Below are 24573 nucleotides of genomic sequence, written 5' to 3'. Positions count from 1 at the left end.
GCACGCGACGCGGCGGCGCATACGATGGCCTGACCCAACTGGGTGTCGTCGTGGATACGGAGAAAGCGCTCGGTTTGCCGGGTGGCACGTTCAATGTCTCTGCGTTGCAGATTCACGGCAGCAATCTGACGCAACGCGATCTGCAAACGCTGCAAAGCGCGAGCGGTATCGAGGCCGATGCCACGACGCGGCTCTGGGAACTCTGGTATCAGCAGTCGCTGTTCAGCGGCAAGGTGGACGTCAAGATCGGCCAGCAAAGCGCCGATCAGGAATTCATGGTGAGCCAGTTCGCTACACCGTTCGTCAACGGGACGTTCGGCTGGGCCGCGTTGCCGTCTGTCGATCTGCCGGGCGGCGGTCCTGCTTATCCGCTGTCGTCGCTGGGCGTGCGTTTGCGTGTCAAGCCCGCGGACGCATGGACCGTGATGGGCGGCGTGTTCAACAGCAATCCCGCGGGCAGCAATACAGGCGATCCGCAACAGCAGAATCGCAATGGCACGAACTTCAATCTGCGCGGCGGCGCGTTGCTGATCGGCGAGGTGCAGTACGCGCTCAACGCGCCGTCGACGGATGCCGCGAACGCCCCCGCGTCCGGTCTGCCCGGCACCTACAAGCTGGGCTTCTGGTACAACACGCAGCGCTTCGCGGATCAGCGTTTCGACAACACCGGCTTGTCGCTCGCGAACCCCGCGAGCAGTGGCGTGCCGGCGCAGCATCGCGGTGACTACAGTTTCTACGCGGTCGCCGATCAGACCGTCTGGCAACGCGGCGCGGATAGCCCGCAGTCGGTAGGCGTTTTCGCGCGGGTCATGGGCGCGCCGGGCGACCGCAATCTGGTCGACCTCGGCGTGAACGCGGGCGTGACGCTGAAGGCGCCGTTCAAAGGACGCGACAACGATGTGGCCGGGCTCGCCATCGGCTACGCGAAGATCGGCTCGCATGCCCAGTCGCTCGCGAACGATACCGCTGCGCTGACCACGCCTGGCTACCCGTCGCGCAGTGCGGAGACGGTCGTCGAGGCGACTTACCAGTATCAGGTCACACCGTGGTGGCAGTTGCAGGCCGACTTCCAGTATGTGTTCCGGCCGGCGGGCGGCATTCCCGATCCGGCTAATCCGTCGCAGCGGATCGGGAACGAAACGATCGTCGGATTGCGGACCAATATCGTTTTCTGACTGTGCGGGGGAGGCTGGGCGCGCATTTTCATTACGCAACTAACGGTCAAGCCCAAGCCGCCTCCACACATAACGCGGCGACCGTTTCCGGGCATTCGAAACGGTCGCCGCTCGCGTAACACGCCGCGTGTTACGCAGAAAGAAACCCCGCTATGTCACTCAGCGATTGCCGTCAAGCAGATCGCCGAGCAATTCGTCGAAAGCGGCTTGGGCGTCTTCGAGTTCCTGTAACGCGGCGTCGAAGGTTTGCAGCGCGAATTGCGACGGCTTGCCTTCGCCGGCCGGCGGAAATTGCGACTGTAACGACGCGAACGCCGTTTGCACCCGTTGGGTTGCGGTCAATACCCGCTCCATCGCGGCCGATTCTTCGGCGCGTGCTTTTTCGTGTTCCATGAAAACTCCGTGCTGGTCTGGTGTTGTCGGTCGGCTCGCGCCGTATCGATTGGGTGAGACTATGCCACGACTGTATTCATGGCTGCACTCACGACAGCGGCAAGCCGCCGTTGGCCTTTATTTCGCGCAACGACAGCGACGATTCCACCGAGGTCACGCCCGGCAGACTGCGCATTTCGTCGCGCATGAAGGTGCCGTAGTCGTCCAGATCGCGCGCGACCACTTGCAGGATGTAATCGGCGCTGCCCGATACGTTGTGGCACGTGAGGATGCGCGGGATCGCCTGCACCTCGCGCTCGAAGCGCGTCGCGACCGCCCGGTCGTGCACGGCAAAGCGCACATAAACAAACGCGACCACGCCGAAGCCGAGCGCCGAGCGCGACAGCATCGCGCGGTACTGGTCGATGTAGCCGTCGTTCTCGAGACGCTTGAGGCGGCGCGCGCAAGGTGTTTCGCTTAGACCGACCATTTCGGCAAGGCGCGCATTCGAGATGCGGCCGTCATTTTGCAGCGCGGCGAGGATCGCACGGTCGGTTTTGTCGAGCTCGGTTGACATGGTTGGGAGTCGCGTTTGGGTGTCGAGCGGAAATCTTGTATTAAGTGCTGGATGTTAGCGCATTCCACCAATCTGTAATCGAAGAAGGTCGAAACTCGCCAGCAAACCCTCCATCGACAATAGCAAGATAGAGCCGTCGAAACGCGAGGTTTTCCATGATTTCCGCTCATCTTCTGATTGTCTTTGTTGCCGCGCTGGCCGTCGTCTACGCCGTACCTGGACCGGACATGGCGCTGGTCCTGCAAACCAGCATCGGCCGTGGCGTGCGCGCCGGCTTCGCCGCCGCGGGCGGGCTAGGTCTCGCGCGCGCGGTTCAAGTCACGCTGTCCGCTTGCGGGGTGGCCGCGCTATTGCGTAGTGCGCCGTGGCTCTACGAAGTCGTACGCTATGGCGGCGCGGTTTATCTCGCGTGGATCGGCATTCAGATTTTCCGCTCGCCGGTGTTTGCGCTACCCGAAGGCGGAGCAGGCGCTGCGGAATCGCGGCCGCTGCGTGCGGCGTTCGTCAAGGGATTGCTGACCAACCTGCTGAACCCGAAGGCGCTGTTGTTCTGCTCGGTGCTGCTGCCGCAGTTCGTGCGACCGGAGGCGGGGCCGGTCGCGCTCCAGATGATCGAGCTGGGTGCGGTGCTGCTTGTGATCGGCGCATGTTTCGACGCAATGTATGCGATCGGCGCGGCACGTATCGCGGGTTGGATGCGTGCCCATCCGCTGGCGCAAACGCTGCAGCGTTGGACCTTTTCAGCGGCGCTGATCGGTTTTGCGTTGCGGCTGTCGCTGGATTGACTTGCCGCGTTGCGATTGCGGTTGCGGTTGCGATTGCGGCCGAGCGACGCGCACACGGCTTTTTTGTATGTCTGCGCCGCTCACTTGTTCAACTTATGCTCGCGCCGCGAACGATCCTCGATGATTTTCCGGCGATGCTTGTCTTTCATCTTCTTCCAGCTTTTGCATTCTTCGCGTGTGCGCATGCAACCCATGCAAAAGCCGGTTTTGCTGTCGAACTTGCAGATGTCGATACAGGGCGAAGCGACGCTCATGTCGGATAGCAAATGAGTTCAGAACGCGAGGACTCTCGCATGCGCCATGCCCGCATGCCAAGTGATTGTGTTAATAAAGCCAATAGACCGCCGCGCGCAGCGTGCGGGGACACAACCACTACACGCTCGTTCTGTCGATGAAAACCTTTTTGCTTTATGTCGTGACCGCTGTTGCTGAAATCGTCGGTTGCTATTTGCCGTGGCGCTGGTTGAAAGAGGGCGGCTCAATCTGGCTGCTGGTGCCCGGCGCGCTTAGCCTCGCACTATTTGCGTGGCTGCTGACGCTGCACGGTTCCGCCGCTGGCCGCGTGTATGCGGCCTACGGCGGCGTGTATGTGGCGGTGGCGATCTTGTGGCTGTGGTGCGTCGACCAGGTGCGGCCCTCGCTGTGGGACGCCGCCGGCGTCGCTTTCACGCTCGCCGGCATGGCGATCATCTCGTTCCAGCCGCGCGTGTGACTTGAACGGGCGGTGCGGTTCGCCGCGCCGCCCGTCCTGCGCTCACACCCAGGCAAGCCGCTCTGTTACTTGATGCCGCCCAGATAGTCCAGCTTGCCGAGTTCGACGCCGTTGTGACGCAGAATGTCGTACGCAGTGGTCACGTGAAAATAAAAATTCGGCAACACGAAACCCAGCAGATACGACAGGCCGGTGAACTCGATCGGGCCGCTGCGCATTTTCAGCGTGATGCTGTGCTCTTCGGAGCCGTCGATCTGCGGCGCGTTGAATTCCTTCAGGTAATCGATCGTCTTTTGAAGGCGGGCTTGCAGCTCGTCGAAAGTCTGCTCGACGTCTTCGTATTTCGGCGCTTCGACGCCGGCAAGGCGCGCGGCGCAGCCCTTGGCGGTGTCGCTCGCGATATAGATCTGGCGCACCAGCGGCAGCATGTCCGGTGCGAGCCGGGCATTCGTGAACACGGACGGGTCGATCTGCTTTTCGGCAGCGTGTACTTCGGCCTTGCCGAGGATCGCTTGCAGGTTGGTCAAACCGCGCACCAGCACGGGCACTGATGCTTGATACATCGAAATAGACATGGGGTTCCTCTGATTCTTGGATCGTGCGCGCGGGCGGCGCGCGAGGCAATGCAACGGCTGGATTGCCGCTGCAGCATCATAGCGCGAGCGGCGCATGTCGCGCTGCTCATGCGGCACGGATAGGGCTCGCGTTAGCCATTCGGACGACTCCCGTCTGTATCGGAACTGTGTTCGAATGCATGGGTCGGACGGTTTGACGTAGTCCTTGAAACAGCGGTCTCGTGTGGCTTGTCAGGCATCGGGATTGCGCAGGTGCGTGGCGCGCGGGTCCGGTGGGTTCATTGGGCACTTGTGCGGTAACGCCCCAACAGGAGAGTCGACACCATGGCCAACAAGCACGTGCTGCCAGGAAGCGAGCGAACGGTAGAACAAGGTACGAAAGTGGTGGGGCAATGTGATCCGGCGGAGCGGATCGAGGTTTTCGTGGTGCTGCGCCGCGAGAAGCAGGCGCAGTTCGACGCCTTGATGAGCCGGATCGACGCTGGCGACCCGAGCGTCAAACCGCTGTCGCGCGAGGCTTTCGCGAAAGACTACGGCGCGGCGCCCGACGACGTCGCGAAGGTCAAGGCGTTCGCCGGCGCGCACGGCTTGACGGTGGTGCGCGAAGATCCGGCGGCGCGCTCGGTCGTGCTGAGCGGCACGATCGCGCAGTTCGAGTCGGCCTTCACGGTGAAACTCGAACACTATCAGCATCACACGGCGGCCCAGTTTCGCGGCCGCACGGGTTCGATCAGCGTGCCGGACGATCTGCGCGGCGTCGTGGAAGCGGTGCTCGGGCTCGACAACCGGCCACAGGCGCGTCCGCATTTTCGCATCCGGCCGCCGTTCCAGCCGGCCCGCGGCCACCAGGTTTCGTTCACACCGCTGCAACTCGCCGCGCTCTACCAGTTTCCGCAAGGCGACGGCAGCGGCCAGTGCGTCGGCATCATCGAACTGGGCGGCGGTTACAACTCCAGCGATCTCAAGAGCTACTTCGCCAGTCTCGGCGTCGCGTCACCCACGGTGAAGGCGGTCGGCGTCGATCAGGGCAGCAACCAGCCGAGCGGCGACCCGAACGGGCCGGACGGCGAGGTCACGCTGGACATCGAGATCGTCGGCGCGATCGTGCCGGGCGCGACTGTAGCGGTGTATTTCACGCAGAACAGCGATGCCGGTTTCATCGACGCAGTGAGCCGAGCGGTGCACGACACCGCCAACAAGCCTTCGGTGATCTCGATCAGTTGGGGCGGCCCGGAGTCGAACTGGACCAGCCAGTCGTTGAACGCCTTCAACAGCGTGCTGCAAGCGGCGGCGGCGCTCGGCGTGACGATCTGCGCGGCCTCGGGCGATAGTGGTTCGAGCGACGGCGCGGGTGGTGGCGACCAGGTCGACTTCCCGGCCTCGAGTCCCTATGTGCTGGCATGCGGCGGTACGAATCTGACGGCGTCGGGCACGTCGATCTCGCGCGAAGTGGTGTGGAACGATGGCGCGCAGGGCGGCGCGGGCGGCGGAGGCGTGAGCCGCGCGTTCCCGGTGCCCGTATGGCAGCAAGGCCTGTCGGCCACATCGACCGGCGGCGCAAAAACGCCGCTCAGCGGGCGCGGCGTGCCGGACGTGGCGGGCGATGCGTCGCCCGTCACCGGCTACGACGTGTTGATCGACGGCGAGCAGACGGTAGTCGGCGGCACGAGCGCGGTAGCGCCGCTATGGGCCGCGCTGATCGCGCGGATCAACGCGGCGAAAGGGCAGCCGGTCGGTTTCATCAACCCCAGGTTGTACAAGGCGCCGGGCGCTTGCAACGACATCACTCAGGGCAACAACGGCAGCTTCGCGGCGTCGCCCGGTTGGGACGCGTGCACGGGGCTCGGTAGTCCGATTGGCCAGAAGGTGGCCGCGGCACTATAGTCAGAAGAGTCACCGACGGCATGCAAAACGCACAGGCGCGAACCCATAAGCGCGAACCCATAGGCGCAGCACCAGGCATCGCATACACGAACGAACGCATAAGAAATTAACGAACTCAGGAGCGATCATGACGAACACCGCATCAGCTTCCGTTAGTCCGCAGTCGTCGAGCCCTTCCGATCCTTCGTCCGTTTCGAAGGCGTCGCCGGCAAGCGAGCCGCACCGCGCCGGCGACCAGGCGTTCTTCGATCCGGTGGCTTACGGCAACGGCCCGGACGATTCCGTGACCGACATCACCGAGGCCGCCGCGATCACACACCATTCGGCGACCATCGGCGGCCACAAGATCAACTACACGGCCACCGTCGGCCACCTTGTGATCGTCGATCCGAGCAGTTCGCAGCCCGAGGCGAAAATGTTCTACGTGGCCTTCACGCAGGACAAGCAGAAAGAGGAGACCCGGCCGCTAACGTTTTTTTATAACGGCGGCCCGGGTTCGTCGTCGGTGTTCGTGCTGCTGGGTTCGTTCGCGCCGCGCCGGATCAGGACGTCGATGCCGGGTTTCACGCCGCCCGCACCGTACGCGATGGAAGACAACCCCGACAGTCTGCTGGACAGGAGCGACCTAGTTTTTATCAATCCGGTCGGCACCGGCTATTCGGCCGCCGTCGCGCCGAAGAAGAACCGCGACTTCTGGGGCGTCGATCAGGACGCAGACTCGATCAAGCAGTTCATCAAGCGTTTTCTGACGAAGAACAACCGCTGGAATTCGCCGAAGTACCTGTACGGCGAGTCGTACGGCACGGCGCGTAGCTGCGTGCTGGCTTACCGCCTGCACGAAGACGGCGTCGACCTGAATGGCATCACGCTGCAATCGTCGATTCTCGATTACACGCAATCAGGCAATCCGGTCGGCGCGCTGCCCACCGCCGCAGCGGACGCGTGGTATCACAAGAAGCTCGGCATCGCGCCGCGCCCGACCGACCTGGGCACGTTCGCCGAAGAAGTCGCGCAGTTCGCGCGCACCGATTATCTCGCCGCATTGCGCAAGTTTCCGACCACCGATTCCGCGACGGTCGAAAAGCTCAGCGAATACACGGGCATCGACAAAACCACGTTGCTCGCGTGGAGCCTCGATATCACGTCGTACGACAGCCGCGGCAATGCGCTTTTTCTGACCACATTGCTGAAGTCGAAAGGCGTCGCGCTCGGCGAGTACGACGGTCGCGTGACGGCGATCGACACCGGCATCGCGGGAAAGATCGATCCGAATTCCGGTGGCAACGATCCGACCATGACGGCGGTCACTGGCGTGTACACGACCATGTGGAACGTGTATCTGAACGAGCAGTTGAAATACACGTCGAATTCGTCGTTCACGGATTTGAACGATCAGGCGTTCCAGTACTGGGACTTCAGCCACATCGACCCAACCGGCGCGCAGAAGGGCGTGGATGCGAAGGGCAACGTCGTTCTCTACACCGCGGGCGACCTGGCGGCCGTGATGGCGCTCAATCCCGACCTGAAGGTGCTGTCGGCCAACGGTTTCTACGATTGGGTCACGCCGTTCTATCAAACCGTGCTGGATCTGCAGCAGATGCCGCTCGTCAGCCAGCAGGTTCGGCAGAATCTGTCCGCGCGTTTCTATCCGTCCGGGCACATGGTTTATCTGGACGCAGGTTCGCGCACTGCGCTCAAGGCCGATCTGGCCAGCATGTATGAATCGACCGTGGCGGATACTCACGCATTGGTGCGGATCCGTGCATTGCAGGCCCGTGTAGCCAGGAAGTAGCACTGCGCAAAGGCCGCCTTTTTTACCGATCAATATTGAATGTGTTTTAATTGGTCTGCGAATTGAACTATTGCGCGCCGTTTCGGGTGCGCCGAAGAATGAACGCAGGTATTGCAGATAGAGGTCGCGGCCGGTTCGGACGCGGCGCAAACAGTGGTCGAGAGGGCGTAGGTGCGCCGACGGTGATACGTCGGCGCAATCGCGCGCGCGCTGTGCAAGTGGCGCGTGCGGCGTTTCTGTTCGGCCTCCCGGCGCTGCTCGCTTTACACGTCGGCCAGGCTCGCGCGCAAGATGCGTCGATGCTCGACGAGCGCGTGACCCAGCAATCGATCGGCGAGACGATTTGCCGGCCAGGCTACGCGGACACGGTCGCTCCGCCGCTCGACGAACTGATGGCGCACAAGGAACGGCTGCTGGCGGCGCGCGGTATCGATAGTGAGGAGGGCATCGCGCTCGCGCTCGACCGGCGCGTACCCGTCCTGCTCGGCGGTTCGCCGGATGCGCCGGCCAACCTCGATCTTCTGCCGTGGGCGGGTCGCCAGGGCGAGCGCCGCAAGGCCCGCGCGGCGGTCATGCTCAAGCGTTGCGTGTGCGAAGGCCAACTGAGTCTCGCGGAAGCGCAAGGCGCGATCGTCGGCAACTGGTCGATCGTATATTCGGGTTTCAGTCAGACGACTTGCGACATCAGCCGTCTCGACGTTGCAGGCGACAGTGGCCGCGCAGGACACGACGGCGCGCCGTGAGGCCACGAGACGTCGTCCATCATTGCGGTTTCTGCTTCCACGCATCTGTTCGGGCACGTCGCCCGCTGCCCCCATTTAATTTCGGAGAACCCTCATGATTCATTCACGCTTCGCCGCCCTGGCGCTCACTTTCGCCGGCCTGTGCGGTAGCGCCTCCGCACACGCCGCCGAGCCGGCACGCTGCGGCAGCGCCGAGGCGCTGCAAATCCGCGGCGACGTGCCCGCAGCAATCAGCTTCGACGTGTACCAGCAATTGCGGCCGTTGAATGCACAGCGGATCGCGTTGTTTCAGGCGGCCGGCGAGGTCAAGCGTCTACCCGACGGCCTTGCTGTCTGTGAAATTGCCGACGACGGCGTCAACGATCCGTCCGCCGTGCTGGTCTCGGTGCCCAAAGGCAAGAATGCGTGGTGGGTGAGCGCAGCCAACGTGCAAGCGGCGGACTGATCGCACGATCAGCCCGCCTTTCGCACACGTCCCCCTGAGGATGCCCCTACGATCTCCGGGCTGATGCACCGCGGCCCGTTTTTTGCGTAATACGAATCGCCCGAGCGGAGTTTGGCGGTCCGCACCGGGTTTGCAGATTGAACGCACAAGTGGTTTTGCGATTTTTTCTTGCGCTTATTCAGGTACAGTGCATTAACGGCAGATTCAACTCCGTTGTTGTTTTAGACAATGTGTCGCATCGCTTTCGTTGTTGATCGCGGATATCCTGAAAACAGGACGAAATTCGAAGGGGAGATTTAAATGATTGCCTTCTATCTGTCATTGGCCGCTTTGGCCGCCGCCGGTGCTGCATTGATCCGCCAGCTTGCTGTCGCTCAGGAAAAGCAGCGTGTCGCGCTGCGTCCGGTGCGTGTGCAGGATCGCGAGGCGAGCCGTCACGCGCGCCGCGGGTAGGCCGCATGAACCTGATCGTGCGCAACATAGGGCAGTCGTGCAGCGAGCAGGAAGTGCGTGATTTCCTCAAACACGAATTGGGGCATTACGCGAAAAATATCGACGTGGTGGATGCCGGCAAGCCCGAGGCTTACGCCACCGTCGAACTCGATGCGAACGTGCCGTATGTCGGCGATGTGATTGCGCGGCAGATTCACGGCAAGCAACTGGGCGGTTCGACGCTGGAGGCGAGCGCGGATCTGTTTTCGGACGAACCGCCGGCTGCGGACTGATTCTGGCTGGACTGTATGGGCCGCTGTGCGGCCCGCGCGCGATTGCGTTGAGTGCTTGTGCGTTGAGTGTTTGTGTCGCGACTGATACGCCGCGACGCCGCGTGTTCGACGGGAGCCTTTTTGTCCTGCGTCAGCTGTGCTCGGTGTCTGACGGCACCGGCCAATCAAACGGCGTGTACGGCAGCGCCCGCTTGTGCCGGGTGATGTCGTAAAAGCGCAGGATCGTTCGACGCGCAGCGTCGCTGACCGGTTTGTCTTCCAGGAAGTCGTCGATGTCGTCGTACGGAATGCCGTACGCGTCTTCGTCCGGCCGTTGCGGGCGCAACATCTCGAGATCGGCGGTCGGCACCTTGTGCGCGAGCGCTTCGGGCGCGCCGAGCGCCTTCGCGAGCGCCCGCACCCGGCGTTTGTTCAGGCCCGCGAGCGGCAGTACATCGGCGCCCCCGTCGCCGAACTTCGTGAAAAATCCCATTATCGATTCGGCCGCGTGATCCGTACCGATCACGACGCCGCCACGAGCGCCGGCCACCGCGTATTGCGCGATCATGCGTTGCCGCGCCTTGATATTGCCGTGAACGAAATCCTGCTGCGAATCGTCGGTGAATTGAACGCCGCTGTTATCCAGTGCCGCAAGCATGGCGTCGGCCGCGGGTTTTATATCGATCGCGAGATTTTCGTCCGCGCGAATAAATCCCAATGCCTGCTGAGCGTCGGCTTCGTCTTTTTGCACGCCGTAGGGAAGACGTATTGCAATAAATCTGGCATTGTAATTTTCGCCGCGCAGGCGTTCGACCGCGAGTTGCGCAAGCCGTCCGGCAGTAGTTGAATCGACTCCGCCGCTGATTCCGAGCACATACGTTTTCAGGCCGCTGCTGCGCAGATAATTCGCCAGAAACGCTATCCGGCGTTCGATTTCCTGAGCGGCGTCGAAGTCCGCGCCAACGTGCATTTCGGCGGCAATCCGCGTTTGGCGGATGAGCGGATCGGATTGCGTCATGAAAATTTCCTCCGTAACGTTGATGCCGATGCGCACAGTAAGTGCCTGTCGGCAAATGAAATGGGATTGGCAATGCGTATTCGTTTCACAAGATTATTTGCCGATATCGGCTTTTAAATCCACTTTGCATTGTTTGCTTCGCAAGCATTTTTTTCATGTTGCAAAAGTTCAGATATTTTTGGCGCTAAAAATAGGTGTTCGTTGGCCGATTCTTTATCGACAGATCGCAATGCGCTGAGTAACATCCTCTTTCCGAGCGCCGCATGAGCCGGCGAAAAGTCAATAATAAGCAGGTTTGCTCAATTACGCGATGAACTACCCCTATCAGCCTGGCCAGCATGGTGCGGAGCGCGTCACATCCGCGTCGGGAGATTGTCGACGCGAACGTTCGCATGTGTTGTATTTACCATCGTCAGCGCAATTTGCGCGGGTCCTTCCTTCATTGCGTCGTTGCGTGTGTGCGATGGGTTTTGTCGTCTTCGCGTTGTCGTGCGGCGGCGCGGTCGCGGCTGTCACTGTCTCACAGGCTGCAACCTCACAGGCTGCGCCCGCTGCCACGGCAGCAAGTCGTCCAAAGCCTGCATCAGCCGCGCGTCCAATCGCCGCCATCGACGCCTCAGCCGTCGCCGCCCCCGACGCAGCCGGCGTAGTCGATCCGCGGCGCGCGTTCATGCTGCGTGACGTATTCGCGCACGACGTGACGCGCCGTCTGAAAGTGCCGGCCGCCGACCAGCGTGCTTACGGCGATCGCTTGCAGGCCGCGCTCGGCGAGCACGCGCTGGGCAATCTGTCGGGTGAATACGTGGTGATGGTGGATCGCAACGCGAATGTGCAGGCGTTGTTCATCTATTTTCGCGCGACGCCGTCCGACAACTGGGAGATGATCGGCGCGTCGCCGGTGTCGACGGGGCGGCCCGGCGAGTACGACCACTTCATCACGCCGCTCGGTGTTTTCGAACATACGACCGCGAACATGGACTTCCGCTCCGAAGGCACGCTGAACGAAAACCGCATCCGCGGATACGGCAAGCGCGACATGCGAATCTTCGATCTCGGCTGGGCGCAGGGCGAGCGCGGCTGGGGCAAGGGCGGTATCTCGCAGATGCGTTTCCAGATGCACGCGACCGACCCCGATCGTCTCGAACCCTTGCTCGGTATCCGTCATTCGAAGGGCTGTGTGCGGATTCCGGCGTCGCTGAACGCGTTTCTGGATCACTACGGCATTCTCGATGCCGATTACGTCGCGCTGGTCGAGTCGGGCAAATCGCTGTGGGTGTTGAAGAGCGATCGGCAGGTCACGCCGTGGGCGGGGCATTACATCGTCGTTGTGGATTCCGGGCGTAAGAGCCGGCCAGCGTGGTCGCCGGCGCCGGGCAGCAAGGCGCGGGCAAAAGTGCCGCCCGGCGCGGACACGGCGGATTGAGCGAGCGGCGTGGTGCTGCATCGTTTACGAGCGCACCAGCACCACGCCCACCAGTGCCAGCGCAAAGCCGGCTATCTGCACCGGCAGCAGCGTTTCGCCGAAGCCGACATAGCCTTCGAGCGCGGCTAGCGGCGGCGCGAGAAACACCAGCGCGGTGGCGCGCGCCGCATCGCCGCGCCTGACCATCCACACGAGCAACGTGACGCTGATCCCGGACAGCATGACGATGCCCCACGCCAGCGAACCCCACAGAGTCGCCGACGCAATCCAGCGATGTTCGCCGAGCGCCAGCACGAAAACCGCCGCGACCAGCGCCGCGCCGAAATTCTGCACCGCGCTCGCCGTGCGGATGTCGGCTTTCGCAAGCGACGTCTTCTGAAACAGCGTGCCCGCCGTGATCGCACCGACTGCGACGATCGAGATCAGCACGACCAGCCACGGCGGCGCGTTGCCATGCGGCGTCGCGGGCGCGGCCGCGGCCAGTTTCGGTTCGAGAACCAGAGCGACGCCTGCGAGCCCGAGCGCCATCCCGGCCCAGCCGCGCCGTGACAACCGTTCGCCGAACAGCGGTGCGGCGACTGCGGCGGTCGCGAGCGGTTGCAGCGCGCCGAGCAGCGCCATTACGCCGGCGCTCAGGCCCTGCGCCACCGCCCAATAGCCGGCGCCGAGATAGACGCCTTGCAGCAGCGCGCCTGCCAGCAGGTGCTTGCCGATATCGCGTCCGCGCGGCCACGCGGCTCGGGCGACCAGCGCGGCAAGCGCGAACAGCAAAGCCGTGCCGCCAAAGCGCGCGAGCAGGAACAGATTGGGATCGGCATACGGCGTGATCGCACGGGCGACCACGAATCCGGTCGACCACAGCACGACGAATACGATGGCGGAGAGCGCTACCAGCATGGAAGGCCAAGGTTGAAAAAAGCGCCATCATGCCGACGCGTGCGATGTGTGTCTTGTTTGAAGCTGCAATGAGCTGCAATAGCGCGGGAGAGCAGCGCAGCGCTTCACCACAAAAGCAAAACCGTCCCCGCCCCCAACACCCCTCCGCACGCGGCACACGCCCACAGCAACACTCGCGTGCGCCGATACTCGCGGCTGACATCCTGCATCAATTGCGCATTCTGCCGAGGCGTGCGAGCGCGATCATGCTCATGCTGCAGATAGCGCACCGCCAGTTGCGGCACACGCGGCAACATATGCGCGAGATGCGGCAACTCACGCGCGATGCGCTTGATCCAGCCGCGATGATCGATATCGCGCCGTGCAATGCCCGCGAGCACATCGCGCGCGATATTCCATGTATCGACGCCGGGATGCAGCGCGCGCGCCAGCATCTCCGCCTGCTGGAACGAGCGCTGCGCGTTGGCGAGTCGGCCGGGCACGGCGCCCTCGAACGGATGCACCGCATGCAGCAGATGATGGAACAGCGAGCCCGCCGAACGATCTTCAGGCTCGGCGGCGAAATGCGCTTCGGCGCGCGTGCGCAACTCGGCTTCGAGCATTTCCGGGCGCGTGTCGTGCGGCACATGACCGGCGTCCCGATGCAATTGCGCAAGTCGTCCGTAATCCTGGTCGAACAGCGCGGTCGCACCGTGAACGAAAAATTCGCGCTCATCGGTCGACAGGCTCGACATGATCGAGAATTCCGCGAGCACGAGACGCCCCAGCGTGTCCGGCTCGATGCTCACGCGGACCCGGCGCGCATCGAGCGTCGCGTGAAAGAAGCCGTGCTCGAACGCCTGCTCGGTCACCACCTCGACGATGTGCGCGGCGAGCGGCGCGAGTTTGATGTGATGCGCGTGCAGGCCGGGCAGGTCGTCGGCCGGCAACGTGCTGATGCGCTGCATCGTCAGCGTGTGGTTCGTGCACAGGTCCCAGATCACGTCAGGCACCGCAATGCGCTTGTCGTCGTCGAAATGATGGCCGGTCTGACTCAGGTTGGCCGCCTCGGCGCGCAGATCGAAACGGCGCAATACGTCGTCGGTAAAACTTTGTGCGAGCGCGCGCAACTGCAAGCGGCGCGCGCTGCCGGAAAGCTTTTCGAGCCAGCGCGCGACCCAGCGCAACAGCGCGAGTTCGTCGCCGATCTGCTGCAACTGATCGGCGCGCACCAGTTTGATCGCCACTTCGTAATGGCCGTTGACTGGCACGAGAAGCCGCGCGAAATGCGTCTGTTCCGCGAAGCCGCCGCGCACCGCGACCAGATCGACCGCGCTGAAGAGCGTCGCGAGCGGCCGGCCGAACGCATGCGCGAGCGCCGTCGCGGATTCGTTCGGCGGTAGCGGAGTTTCGAGGTGATCGATCGCGTCGATCGCATCGTGCAAGGTGCCGCTCGCGAGTTCGGGCCGTTCGACGAGCGTTTGCGCGAAACGGGTCGCCAGCGGCCCGAGCGCGGGCAGCACGCCGTGCAGGCTGTCGCGGCTGCGCGCGGACGCATGCACGCGTCCGACCAGCTCGATCATCCAGTGCAGTTTGTGATCGGGCGGCGCGGCTAGCCAGATCAGGCGCGCGCCGTAACGCAACGCGTGGGAGAGCAGTAATAAGCGGCGAAACAGTGGCGGCATCGGCAGTTCGGTTGACGGGCTGCGCCGCGCGGCCACGGGATCGGTAAGATCCCGCGACGGCGAAGCACGGCCGGGGCACTCAGGTTAGCAGGAAGCGCACCTAACTGGATGGAGCATCCGCGCGCCTCGCGTAATACAATACGCCGGCCTTCTCAAAACCGTGGCGAAACCCAGGCGTGCCGGCTCCCGGCCCTCAACAGATGCTCGCAGAACAACGTCACCAATACATCCTGGCGCAAGTCGCCAAAACCGGCGCGCTTTCCGTAGCGGAACTGGTGCGCGAACTGAACGTCTCGCGCGAGACGATCCGCCGGGACCTGAATGCGCTGGCCGGGCGCGGTTTGCTGGTCACCACGCATGGCGGCGCGCTGTCGAGCGATCGCCGCGAGCCCGATCTCGACACGCGTGAGGCCGCCAACGCAGGCGCGAAGCGCGCGATCGGCGAGCGTGCGGCGGAGTTCGTGCCGGACGGCGCTTCGCTGATCATCGATTCGGGCAGCACCACGCAGGCGGTGGCGCGCGCGCTGCTCGACCGGCATCGCCTCGCGGTCTATACGAACGACTGGCGCATCGCGCTGCTGCTCGGCCGCCGCAACGACAATCGCGTCACGCTGCTCGGCGGCGAATTGTCGGATATCGAAGACGCCACCTTCGGCCTCGACACCGTCCATCAACTGACCCAGTACCATGCGGACTTCGCGTTCATCGGCGCGGGCGGCATTTCGCCGGACGGCTATCTGACCGACTACAGCCGGATGGCCGCCGAGGTGCGCAGCCGGATGATCGCGGCCGCCGACACGGTGATCGTGGTCGCCGACCATTCGAAGTTCGGGCGCGTGACGCCGGTGCGCATCAACGGTATCGAATCGGCGCGTTATCTGGTCACCGAACTCGCGCCTGAGAAAGCGCTGGGCAAGGCGATTACCGCACACGGGCCGGAAATTCTGGTCGCGTAAGGTCGCAACGCCGGTTTCACGGGCGACACGCCAATGCGTGCGCCACTCCACCTCATTCCCTCTGAATTCCTATCCGCCGAGTGCCGCTTCGAGCACGACCATCCGACGAAATCCGGCAAATTCCCTCGCCCAAGCCACGTCAGAAAATTTTTTGATGTTGGATATTATTGGCGAATTGTGTAATTTTTTGGAATTCGACAGAATCGTCATGGCGTTGTCACGGAAACCTGTGATCCTTGCTGTGCCCTTTCAGGTATGGCTGACAGCGCGAAGGTCGTAACCGGGCTGTCAGCCAGGCCGGAGAAGATGCGGCAAAGTTGTCGGCAATCTGCAATCCGCGCGAGGCGGACAGCATCGCGCGACGACTCACTGCGGGCAACACGCAAACGGTGCGGCGCTGCCGCCGTTCAATCACAACAGGTATCGGGATATCCCGACCGTCTGGTTTCTGCCTTTCGGAGAGAGAGATGACAACGACGAATTCCCCTCGAGCCATGACCGGCTTCGCACGCAAACTGTTGCCGGCGCTGGTTGCCGCAGTGGCGTTCGGCGGCGTGGCCGTTCAGGCTCACGCGGCCGACGCGGTCGTGCTGTACACCGCCGACGGCCTCGAAAACCTCTATAAGGATGTGCTGCCGGCCTTCGAGAAGAAGGAAGGCGTGAAGGTCAACATCGTCACGGCAGGCAGCGGCGAAGTGGTGAACCGCGCCACCATCGAAAAAGACCAGCCGAAGGCCGACGTGCTCGTCACGTTGCCGCCGTTCATCCAGCAAGCCGACCAGGCCGGCCTGCTGCAGGCGTATCAGAGCGCCAATTACAAGAACGTGCCGGCCATCGCGAAGGCGTCGAACGGCGCATGGGCGACGTTCGTGAACAACTATTTCTCGTTCGCGATCAACCCGGAAGTCACGAAGAACCAGCCGAAAACCTTCGCCGATCTGCTGCACCCCGATTACAGCGGCAAGATCGCGTACTCGAACCCGGCGACGGCAGGCGACGGGATGGCCGTGATCATCCTGACGTCGTCGCTGATGGGCGAAGACAAGGCATTCGACTACCTGAAGAAGCTCGAACAGAGCGCCAAGTTCCACACCAAGGGCACCGGCTATCTGGACGTGCTGCTCTCGCGTAACGAAATCGCGGTCGCCAATGGCGACCTGCAGATGGATCTCGACGACGCCGCGAACGGCGGCCTGTCGCTCAAGCCGATTTTCCTCGCGCACGAAGGCGGCCAGCCGACCACGTTCCAGTTGCCGTACGCGATCGGCCTGATCAAGAACGGTCCGAACCAGGCGGAAGGCAAGAAGCTGATCGACTATCTGATGTCGAAGGACGTGCAGGCCAAGGTGCCGGACATCTTCGGTATTCCGGGCCGCACCGACGTGCCGCTCGCGGGCAAGAACGGCGAAGCGGTCAAGCAGGCGATTGCCGGCGTGAAGCTGATTCCGGTGGACTGGAACCAGGTGATGGCGAAGAAGGCCGACTGGACCGCGCGCTGGAAAAACGACGTGATCGGTTCGTCGGGCAAGCAGATCGAAGTCGTCAAGCCGAAGTGAGTGCAAAGTGAGTGCGAAGTAAGCATGAAGTAAGTGCGAAGTGAACCCGAGGTAAGCCGCTTCGGCAATACGTCGCACCTTGTCGTGGAATCAGGCGGCGCCCCGGCCCTCGCGCGCGGCGCCGCGTCAGCATTAATCCAGTCGGAGGATGAACCCGGTGAATACGGCCAGTCTTGCTCACCCTGGCGCGCTCGGCGCCTCACCGGACGCGCTCGATGCCGCGCGTTCGAATACGCCGGGCGGCGTGCAGATCGATCATCTGACCGTGCGTTTCGGTTCGCGCACCGTGCTCGACGATCTGTCGTTGACCATCCAGCGCGGTGAATTGCTCACCGTGCTCGGCCGCAGCGGTTGCGGCAAGACGACGCTGTTGCGCTTCATCGCCGGGTTCATCGAAGCGGACGGCCTGTCCGGCACACTCACCGTCGCCGGTCACGATCTCACTCATGTGCCGCCGCACAAGCGCAATCTCGGCTTGCTGTTTCAAAGCTATGCGCTGTTCCCGCATCTGTCCGTGTTCGACAACGTGGCGTTCGGGCTGCGCGCGCGACGCACGCCGTCGAAAGATGTCGCGCGGCGCGTAGCCGACGCGCTCAAGCTCGTGCAACTCGGCGACGCCGGCCACGTGATGCCCGCGCAACTGTCCGGCGGCATGCAGCAGCGTGTCGCGCTGGCGCGCGCGCTCGTGATCGAGCCGGACGTCCTGCTGCTCGACGAACCACTTTCCGCACTCGACGCCAATCTGCGCGCGTCGGTGCGTTCCGAATTGAAGGCACTGCACGAGCGGCTGCCGAATCTGACGATCGTCTGCGTGACTCACGATCAGGACGACGCGCTGGTGCTGTCCGATCGCACGCTGCTGATGCGCGAAGGCCGTATCGCGCAGCTCGGCACGCCGCAGCAGTTGTACGACACGCCGAACGACGGTTTTGTCGCGCGTTATCTGGGCGCGGCCAATCTGCTGTCGCCGCAGGTCGCTTTCAGCATGAGCGACGTGCGCTACAACGAGCGCGAACGCGTCGCGTGTCTGCGTCCAGAAGCGCTGCGCATCGTGCCGCTCGGCGAAGGCCAGTTGCATGGCGCGATTGCGTCGGTGGAATGGTATGGCGCGGTGTTGTCGGTGTCGGTCGCGTTGGACGCGATGCCGAACGAACCCGTACTCGTCACGATGCAGCGCGGCCACGGCATGATGCCGGAGAAGGGCGCGCGAGTTTCCCTGCGTTACGAGGCAGACGATGTCGTCCTTATCCAGCCCTGATACGCCCAATCCGCCTGGCGGACCCTCGGCAACTGCCGCCGCCGACGCGCGCCGCAGCGCCAGCGCGGCCGCGCACACCGCCTCGGTGAAGCGCCGCGAACGCGCCGCGCAGTGGCATCTGCTGTTCATCGCGGTGGTGATACTCGGACCGCTGGTGATCTATCCGCTCGTGCGTCTCGTGCTGCTGAGCCTCACCGGTCCGCACGGTTTGAGTGTGCAGGCGTATTCGACGTTCTTCGGCAATCCCGAAACGCGCGGCGTGCTCGGCACGACGTTGTGGATTCTGTTTGCCAGCGCGGGACTCGCGTCGCTGCTAGGCGTCGCACTGGCCTCGTTGTTGTTCTTCAAACCGTTTCCCGGCGCGCGCATGGTCACGCGGTTCCTTGAACTGTTCGTCGCGTTTCCGTCGTTCCTGGTCGCTTTCACGTTGATCTTTTTGTACGGCTCGCAAGGCTCGGTCAGCATCGGCTTGCAACGGTTGTTCCATCTGCAGACGCCGCCGCTCGACTTCCTGTTCGGCGTGGGCGGCGTGATTCTCGCGGAAGTGGTGTTCTACGCGCCCTTCGTCGTGCGTCCTACGCTGGCTTCTTTCGCCACGCTCGACATGCGCCTGATCGAAGCCGCTCGCAGCCTCGGCGCGAGCGGCTGGATGGTCGCGTACAAGGTGATCCTGCCGCTCGCGTGGCCGGGCATCGCCGCGGGCACGATCCTGTGCTTTCTGCTGACGCTTAACGAGTTCGGCATTCTGCTCGTGCTGGGCAGCGCGCATCTGATCACGCTGCCGGTCGCGATCTACAGTTCCGCGACCGTCGACCTCGATCTGCCGACCGCCGCTGCCGGCGCCGTCGTGATGTTGCTGATGTCTTTGTCGCTGTATGCGTTGTACCGCCAGGTCAACCGTCGCAAGGTGAAAGGAGCGGGCCATGGCCGTTGAACTCGACCCGACCGTGTTGCCGGTCATGCATAAGAAAGCGCGGCCGGTGCGCCGCAGTCTGCTGGTGCGCATGCTCGGCAGCCTGTTTCTGGGCTTCGCCGCGCTGCTGTGCTTCTGGCTGTTCGTGCTGCCGGTGCTGGTGGTGGCGCTTTCGAGCGTGGCCGCGCATTGGTCCGGCACGATTCTGCCGGACGGCTTCAGCACGCGCTGGTTCGAGCGTCTCGGTTCGAGCGATTTCGACGCGCTCACCACCAGCCTCGAAATCGGCATGGGCGTCGCCGTGCTCGGCACGATTCTCGGTTTGTGGCTCGCGTTGGCGCTCGAAGGGCGCGACCGCCGCGGTCTCGGCGCTTTCGTCGACACCATCGCGATGATGCCCAACGGCGTGCCGAGCGTGGTGCTCGGACTCGCTGTGCTGATCGCGTATCACAAGCGGCCGCTCGATCTGTCGAGCTCGGCGGCGATCGTCGTGTTCGTGCAGCTCGCGCTGGTGCTGCCGTTCTGCTACCGCTGCGCGGCCGCCGCGTTGCGTCCCGAGTTGACGATCCTGCGCGAAGCAGCGGCAAGTCTGGGTGCGCCGCCCGCGATGGTGCTGCGCCGCGTGGTGCTGCCGCAACTGGTGCCGGCGATCCGCGCGAGTCTCGCGCTCGGCTTCGCGCTGTCGCTCGGCGAGCTGGGCGCGACGCTCACCGTCTATCCGCCGGGTTTCGCGACGGTACCGATTGTCGTCGTCGGACAGGTGGAGCGCGGCTATTACCTGCCGGCTTCCGCTTTGTCGCTGATTCTGCTGCTGGTCTCGCTTGCCGCGCTGCTGCTGATCGCCGCGCGGGTCCCGCGCCGTCGGACGGACTGACGCCGACGCGCGATCTCTGATGGCTGGGCTGGCGTGCCATGACCGCACGCCAGCCCGTAGAAACATAGATGTGGCAAAATTTGTCAAAATGACCGAATATATGCAAACTGCTTCTGTCGATCCGATCGAGGTTGTGCGCAGGCATTCGCTGACGACACTGGTCCGCGACGAGATCGAACGGCACATCGTAGAAGGGGCGCTCACGCCGGGCGACAAGCTCAACGAGGCCGATTGGGCGGCGCGGCTGCAAGTGTCGCGCGGGCCGGTGCGCGAGGCGTTTCGCGCGCTCGAGCAGGCGGGTCTCGTGCGCACCGAGAAGAATCGCGGCGTGTTCGTGCGGACGGTGTCGCTGGCGGAGGCTGACGAAATTTACGCAGTGCGCGCGGTACTTGAGGAAGCGGCGTGCCGGATGCTGGCATCGAACATCGACGCGCCGCGGCTCGCGATATTGCGCGAGTGGCTCGACGCAATGCGCGGCGCGCTCGAAGCGCGGGATCACGACGCCTATGCACGCGCGAACGTGGCATTTCACGACGCACTGGTCGCGGCGGCGGGCAATGTGAAGCTGTATGACACGTATCGCAGGCTGGTGAGCGAATTGAGCCTGTTTCGCCGTGCCGCGCTGGTGGTGCATGCCGACGCGATGGAACGCTCGCTGGCCGAGCATCGCGCGATTCTGACGGCACTAGCGTCGCGCGATGCAGAACAGGCGGCCGCGCTGATGCAGGCGCATGTGAACGGCGGCTTGCAGCGCGCGCACGAGGCGTGCGATCCGGCCGGCCCGTTGGGCGCGGCGCGGAAGCCGGCGAAATCGGCGGGCGAGGCCAATGTCGACGATTGATGTGAACGATTGATGTGGATGCAAGCACGCGTGCCCCGCACGCACGGAAGGTAACGATGGCAAATTCAGGCGAACGTACGATCGAAGTCAATGGCCGAGGCTACCGGCTTCCATCGCAACCCACGGTGGTGGTGTGCGTCGACGGTTGCGAATACGACTATCTCGAAGCCGCGGTCGCGGCGGGTGTCGCGCCGTTCATCGGCAAGATGCTCGCGGGCGGCGCGGCCTTCAAGGGCGACTGTGTGATTCCGTCGTTCACGAACCCGAATAACCTGTCGATCGTCTGCGGCGTGCCGCCGTCGGTACACGGCATTTGCGGCAACTACTTCTGGGACCCGGACGCGAACGGCGGCGAGGGCGCGGAAGTGATGATGAACGATCCCACCTATCTGCGCGCCGGCACGTTGCTGGCCGCGGCGGCCGACGCCGGTGCGAAGGTCGCGGTGGTCACCGCGAAAGACAAGTTGCGCCGGCTGCTCGGCTGGCAATTGAACGGCATCTGTTTCTCCGCGGAAAAAGCCGACAAGGTGACGCGCGAAGAAAACGGCATCGACGAAGTGCTCGAGCTGGTCGGCTTGCCGGTGCCGGATGTTTATAGCGCAGGGCTCTCCGAATTTGTGTTCGCCGCCGGCGTGCGGCTCGCGCAAACGCGCCAGCTCGATCTGATGTATCTGTCGACCACCGACTACATCCAGCACAAATGGGCGCCCGGCACGCAAGGCGCGAACGACTTCTACGCGATGATGGACGGCTATCTCGCGCAACTCGACGCGCTCGGCTGGGTGATCGGCCTCACAGCCGATCACGGTATGAATGCCAAGCACGATCCGCAAACCGGCGAGCCGAACGTGATCTATCTGCAGGACGTGCTGGACGATTGGCTCGGACACGGCAAAGCGCGCGTGATTTTGCCTATCACCGATCCCTATGTGGTGCATCACGGCGCGCTCGGTTCGTTCGCGACGATTTATCTGCCGCGCGACGTGAGCGTCGCGCAGGTGATCGAGCGGCTCGGCGGACTGCAAGGTATCGAAGTCGTGCTCGATAATCGCTCGGCGTGCGAGCGTTTCGAGCTGCCGAACGACCGCGTCGGCGATATTGTCGTCGTGAGTACGAAGCATGTGGTGCTCGGCACGCGTCGCGACGAACACGATTTGTCCGGGCTGACCGTGCCGCTGCGCTCGCATGGCGGAATGTCGGAGCAGGAGGTGCCGTTGCTGTTCAACCGGTGTATCGAAGGTCTGGCGGCAGGCAAAAGACTGCGCAACTTCGATATCTTCGATGTCGCGCTGAACCACGTGTCGGCATCATGAACGCGCCGCTGCAGGACCATCCGGCATTTCGCGCGGAAGCACTGCGGCTCAAAGGCGAGCGGGCAATCCGCGAACGTACGCTCGACGTATTCGATCCTTTTACCGGCACGCGCGTGGGAACGGCGCCGCTTGCGAGCGTCGACGACGTGCGGGCCGCGCTCGAATACGCCGCGGCTTATCAGGCAACGCTCACGCGTTATGAGCGTTCGCAGATTCTCGAGCGCGCGGCGGCTTTGCTGCGTGAGCGCACCGAAGAAGCATCGGATCTGATTTCGCTCGAAGCAGGGTTGTCGAAGCAGGACTCGCGTTACGAGATCGGCCGCGTTGCCGACGTATTCAAGTTCGCGTCGATCGAAGCGTTGCGTGACGACGGCCAGAGTTTTTCCTGCGATCTGACGCCGCACGGAAAAAAGCGGCGCGTTTTCTCGCAGCGGGAGCCGCTTGGCGGGGTGATCGTCGCGATCACGCCGTTCAACCATCCGATGAACCAGGTCGCGCACAAAGTGGCGCCCGCGATCGCGACGAATAATCGGGTAGTGCTGAAGCCGTCGGAGAAGGTGCCGCTGTCGGCGTTCTATCTCGCGGACATTCTCTATGAAGCCGGCTTGCCCGCGCCGATGTTGCAGGTGCTGACCGGGAACCCGTGCGAAATCGCCGACGAACTGATCACGCATCCGCTAGTCGATCTCGTGACTTTCACCGGCGGCGTGGCGATCGGCAAATATATCGCGTCGAAAGCGGCATACCGGCGCGTCGTACTGGAACTGGGCGGCAACGATCCGCTGATCGTGCTCGACGACGCCGATCTCGAACGTGCGGCGACGCTTGCCGTGCAGGGCTCGTACAAGAACTCCGGGCAGCGTTGCACCGCGGTCAAGCGGATGCTGGTGCAGAAGAGTGTCGCGGCGGATTTCACGGATCTCGTTGTCGAGAAAACGCGCGCGTGGTCGTTCGGCGATCCGTTCGATGTGTCGAATCAGATGGGCACCGTGATCGATGCCGCCGCGGCCGAACTGTTCGAAGCGCGGGTGAACGAGGCAGTGGCGTGCGGGGCGCGCTTGCGCTTCGGCAACCGGCGCAACGGTGCGCTTTATTCGCCGACGGTGCTGGATGGCGTCGACCCGTCGATGACGCTCGTGCGCGAAGAGACCTTCGGCCCGGTGTCGCCGATCATCGCGTTCGACACGCTCGACGATGCGATCCGTATCAGTAACGGCACGCCGTTCGGGTTGTCGTCGGGTGTGTGCACGAATCGGCAGGACGCGATCACGCGCTTCATCAACGAATTGCGTGTGGGGACGGTCAACGTATGGGACGTACCTGGTTATCGCATCGAGTTGACGCCGTTCGGCGGCATCAAGGATTCCGGGCTTGGCTATAAAGAAGGCGTTCAGGAAGCGATGAAAAGCTTCACCAATCTGAAGACCTTTTCATTACCTTGGGAGTGAAAGCGTGGCACTGAGTTTGAACGACATCCGGTCGTTATTCGAGCAGTACGGCAAACTCGCCTATAGCGGCGAGCCGGTTACGCAACTCGAGCATGCGTTGCAAAGCGGCGCGCTGGCCGAAGCCTCGGGCGCTGACGACGAACTCGTCGCCGCTGCTTTTTTGCACGACCTCGGCCATCTGTTGAACCTGCAAGGCGAAACGCCGACGAAGCGGGGCATCGACGATTTGCATCAGTACTTCGCGTTGCCGTTCTTGCGGCCGGTTTTGTCGGATGCGGTGTTGGAGCCGATCCGCTTGCACGTCGACGCCAAGCGCTGCCTCTGCGCAATCGACGATACTTACTTCGGCCAGCTTTCGGTCGATTCGGTGCGTAGTCTGGAGTTGCAGGGTGGCATCTTCAGCAGGGAAGAGGCTGCGACGTTCCTGCAAAAGCCCTACGCGGAAGACGCGTTGCAATTGCGCAGATGGGACGACCTCGCGAAGGTACAGGACCGGGCGACACCTGACCTCGACCACTTTTTGGGCGTCGTCGAGCGAGTGATGATCCAGCGCGCGGCCGCTTGATTCGCATGCTTCTGGTTTGCGCTGTGTCGTCGCGCTGTGTCGTCGTCTTCGTGCCAATTCTGGCGCGATCCATGCAGATCAAA

General features: G+C 63.2%; 27 protein-coding genes. 20 read left to right on the top strand and 7 right to left on the bottom strand.

Annotated elements, in window-relative coordinates:
* A partial coding sequence (locus PQQ51_RS32815) for a carbohydrate porin (protein WP_408501359.1) occupies positions 1 to 1175 on the top strand: 1175 nt, incomplete at its 5' end.
* Positions 1176 to 1334: 159 nt separating this feature from the next.
* Here the strand turns inward: PQQ51_RS32815 and PQQ51_RS32810 are convergent.
* Together PQQ51_RS32810 and PQQ51_RS32805 are read right to left on the bottom strand one after the other, a co-directional pair.
* A complete protein-coding gene (locus PQQ51_RS32810; RefSeq protein WP_408501358.1) occupies positions 1335 to 1568 on the bottom strand; it encodes a hypothetical protein in 234 nt (77 codons plus the stop codon).
* Between the two features lie 88 nt (positions 1569 to 1656).
* Positions 1657 to 2124, bottom strand: coding sequence for an Lrp/AsnC family transcriptional regulator (locus PQQ51_RS32805; RefSeq protein ID WP_408501357.1), 468 nt, complete (start codon positions 2122 to 2124; stop codon positions 1657 to 1659).
* A gap of 155 nt (positions 2125 to 2279) precedes the next feature.
* On the opposite strand from PQQ51_RS32805, the gene PQQ51_RS32800 reads away from it, so the two are divergent.
* Entirely contained in the window at positions 2280 to 2909 is a 630-nt protein-coding gene (locus PQQ51_RS32800) for a LysE family translocator (protein ID WP_408501356.1), read from the top strand.
* A gap of 80 nt (positions 2910 to 2989) precedes the next feature.
* Here the strand turns inward: PQQ51_RS32800 and PQQ51_RS32795 are convergent, their stop codons facing one another.
* Positions 2990 to 3163 (bottom strand): DUF1289 domain-containing protein, encoded by a 174-nt coding sequence (locus tag PQQ51_RS32795; RefSeq protein WP_408501355.1) that lies wholly within the window; start codon positions 3161 to 3163, stop codon positions 2990 to 2992.
* Between the two features lie 137 nt (positions 3164 to 3300).
* On the opposite strand from PQQ51_RS32795, the gene PQQ51_RS32790 reads away from it, so the two are divergent.
* A complete protein-coding gene (locus tag PQQ51_RS32790; protein WP_408501354.1) occupies positions 3301 to 3621 on the top strand; it encodes a YnfA family protein in 321 nt (106 codons plus the stop codon).
* A 65-nt stretch (positions 3622 to 3686) separates the two neighbouring features.
* On the opposite strand, the gene PQQ51_RS32785 is transcribed toward PQQ51_RS32790, so the two are convergent.
* Entirely contained in the window at positions 3687 to 4196 is a 510-nt protein-coding gene (locus tag PQQ51_RS32785) for a DUF1993 domain-containing protein (RefSeq protein ID WP_408501353.1), read from the bottom strand.
* Between the two features lie 324 nt (positions 4197 to 4520).
* Between PQQ51_RS32785 and PQQ51_RS32780 the strand changes: the two genes are divergently transcribed.
* The 6 genes from PQQ51_RS32780 (at position 4521) to PQQ51_RS32755 (ending at position 9785) form a co-directional block, all read left to right on the top strand.
* Complete coding sequence (locus PQQ51_RS32780) at positions 4521 to 6080, top strand: S53 family peptidase (protein WP_408501352.1); 1560 nt, start codon at positions 4521 to 4523, stop codon at positions 6078 to 6080.
* Between the two features lie 127 nt (positions 6081 to 6207).
* Complete coding sequence (locus tag PQQ51_RS32775) at positions 6208 to 7872, top strand: S10 family peptidase (RefSeq protein WP_408501351.1); 1665 nt, start codon at positions 6208 to 6210, stop codon at positions 7870 to 7872.
* A 98-nt stretch (positions 7873 to 7970) separates the two neighbouring features.
* Entirely contained in the window at positions 7971 to 8615 is a 645-nt protein-coding gene (locus PQQ51_RS32770) for a hypothetical protein (protein ID WP_408501350.1), read from the top strand.
* A gap of 94 nt (positions 8616 to 8709) precedes the next feature.
* Positions 8710 to 9060: a hypothetical protein gene (locus PQQ51_RS32765; RefSeq protein WP_408501349.1), complete on the top strand. Its 351-nt coding sequence runs from the start codon at positions 8710 to 8712 to the stop codon at positions 9058 to 9060.
* Positions 9061 to 9360: 300 nt separating this feature from the next.
* The gene (locus tag PQQ51_RS32760) at positions 9361 to 9513 is read left to right on the top strand and encodes a hypothetical protein (RefSeq protein ID WP_408501348.1); all 153 of its coding nucleotides are present in this window, start codon (positions 9361 to 9363) and stop codon (positions 9511 to 9513) included.
* Between the two features lie 5 nt (positions 9514 to 9518).
* Positions 9519 to 9785 (top strand): RNA recognition motif domain-containing protein, encoded by a 267-nt coding sequence (locus PQQ51_RS32755; RefSeq protein WP_408501347.1) that lies wholly within the window; start codon positions 9519 to 9521, stop codon positions 9783 to 9785.
* Between the two features lie 130 nt (positions 9786 to 9915).
* Here PQQ51_RS32755 and nadE read toward each other — a convergent pair whose 3' ends face one another.
* A complete protein-coding gene (gene nadE / locus PQQ51_RS32750; RefSeq protein ID WP_408501346.1) occupies positions 9916 to 10782 on the bottom strand; it encodes an NAD(+) synthase in 867 nt (288 codons plus the stop codon).
* Between nadE and PQQ51_RS32745 the strand changes: the two genes are divergently transcribed.
* On the top strand, positions 10781 to 11020 hold the full coding sequence (locus PQQ51_RS32745) for a hypothetical protein (RefSeq protein ID WP_408501345.1): 240 nt from the start codon (positions 10781 to 10783) through the stop codon (positions 11018 to 11020). The two genes, nadE and PQQ51_RS32745, sit on opposite strands and share 2 nt — an antisense overlap.
* Before the next feature lie 225 nt (positions 11021 to 11245).
* Positions 11246 to 12205 carry a L,D-transpeptidase gene (locus PQQ51_RS32740; protein ID WP_408501344.1) on the top strand — a complete coding sequence of 320 codons (960 nt, stop codon included), beginning with the start codon at positions 11246 to 11248 and terminating at the stop codon, positions 12203 to 12205.
* Between the two features lie 24 nt (positions 12206 to 12229).
* Here the strand turns inward: PQQ51_RS32740 and PQQ51_RS32735 are convergent, their stop codons facing one another.
* Complete coding sequence (locus PQQ51_RS32735) at positions 12230 to 13102, bottom strand: DMT family transporter (RefSeq protein WP_408501343.1); 873 nt, start codon at positions 13100 to 13102, stop codon at positions 12230 to 12232.
* 104 nt (positions 13103 to 13206) lie between these two features.
* Positions 13207 to 14766: an ABC1 kinase family protein gene (locus tag PQQ51_RS32730; RefSeq protein WP_408501342.1), complete on the bottom strand. Its 1560-nt coding sequence runs from the start codon at positions 14764 to 14766 to the stop codon at positions 13207 to 13209.
* A gap of 200 nt (positions 14767 to 14966) precedes the next feature.
* Here PQQ51_RS32730 and PQQ51_RS32725 point away from each other — a divergent pair, with 200 nt between their 5' ends.
* From PQQ51_RS32725 to PQQ51_RS32685, 9 genes are all read left to right on the top strand, one after another.
* Entirely contained in the window at positions 14967 to 15722 is a 756-nt protein-coding gene (locus PQQ51_RS32725; RefSeq protein ID WP_408501341.1) for a DeoR/GlpR family DNA-binding transcription regulator, read from the top strand.
* A gap of 467 nt (positions 15723 to 16189) precedes the next feature.
* Positions 16190 to 17278, top strand: a complete 1089-nt coding sequence (gene phnS, locus PQQ51_RS32720; RefSeq protein WP_408501340.1) for a 2-aminoethylphosphonate ABC transporter substrate-binding protein — start codon at positions 16190 to 16192, stop codon at positions 17276 to 17278.
* 157 nt (positions 17279 to 17435) lie between these two features.
* Positions 17436 to 18536, top strand: a complete 1101-nt coding sequence (gene phnT / locus PQQ51_RS32715) for a 2-aminoethylphosphonate ABC transport system ATP-binding subunit PhnT (RefSeq protein ID WP_408501339.1) — start codon at positions 17436 to 17438, stop codon at positions 18534 to 18536.
* Entirely contained in the window at positions 18514 to 19470 is a 957-nt protein-coding gene (locus PQQ51_RS32710; protein WP_408501338.1) for a 2-aminoethylphosphonate ABC transporter permease subunit, read from the top strand. The genes phnT and PQQ51_RS32710 overlap by 23 nt, the downstream gene beginning before the upstream one ends.
* On the top strand, positions 19460 to 20323 hold the full coding sequence (gene phnV, locus PQQ51_RS32705; protein WP_408501337.1) for a 2-aminoethylphosphonate ABC transport system, membrane component PhnV: 864 nt from the start codon (positions 19460 to 19462) through the stop codon (positions 20321 to 20323). The genes PQQ51_RS32710 and phnV overlap by 11 nt, the downstream gene beginning before the upstream one ends.
* 88 nt (positions 20324 to 20411) lie before the next feature.
* Positions 20412 to 21164: a phosphonate utilization associated transcriptional regulator gene (locus PQQ51_RS32700; RefSeq protein ID WP_408501336.1), complete on the top strand. Its 753-nt coding sequence runs from the start codon at positions 20412 to 20414 to the stop codon at positions 21162 to 21164.
* A 56-nt stretch (positions 21165 to 21220) separates the two neighbouring features.
* Positions 21221 to 22477: a phosphonoacetate hydrolase gene (gene phnA, locus PQQ51_RS32695; RefSeq protein WP_408501335.1), complete on the top strand. Its 1257-nt coding sequence runs from the start codon at positions 21221 to 21223 to the stop codon at positions 22475 to 22477.
* Positions 22474 to 23925 carry a phosphonoacetaldehyde dehydrogenase gene (phnY, locus tag PQQ51_RS32690; protein WP_408501334.1) on the top strand — a complete coding sequence of 484 codons (1452 nt, stop codon included), beginning with the start codon at positions 22474 to 22476 and terminating at the stop codon, positions 23923 to 23925. The genes phnA and phnY overlap by 4 nt, the downstream gene beginning before the upstream one ends.
* A 4-nt stretch (positions 23926 to 23929) precedes the next feature.
* Positions 23930 to 24490, top strand: a complete 561-nt coding sequence (locus PQQ51_RS32685; protein WP_408501333.1) for a phosphonate degradation HD-domain oxygenase — start codon at positions 23930 to 23932, stop codon at positions 24488 to 24490.
* The last annotated feature ends 83 nt before the right edge of the window (positions 24491 to 24573 follow it).

This window comes from Paraburkholderia xenovorans (genome assembly GCF_046030735.1).
Classification (GTDB): Bacteria; Pseudomonadota; Gammaproteobacteria; order Burkholderiales; family Burkholderiaceae; genus Paraburkholderia; species Paraburkholderia xenovorans_A.
This window is presented reverse-complemented; position numbering and strand designations above follow the sequence as displayed.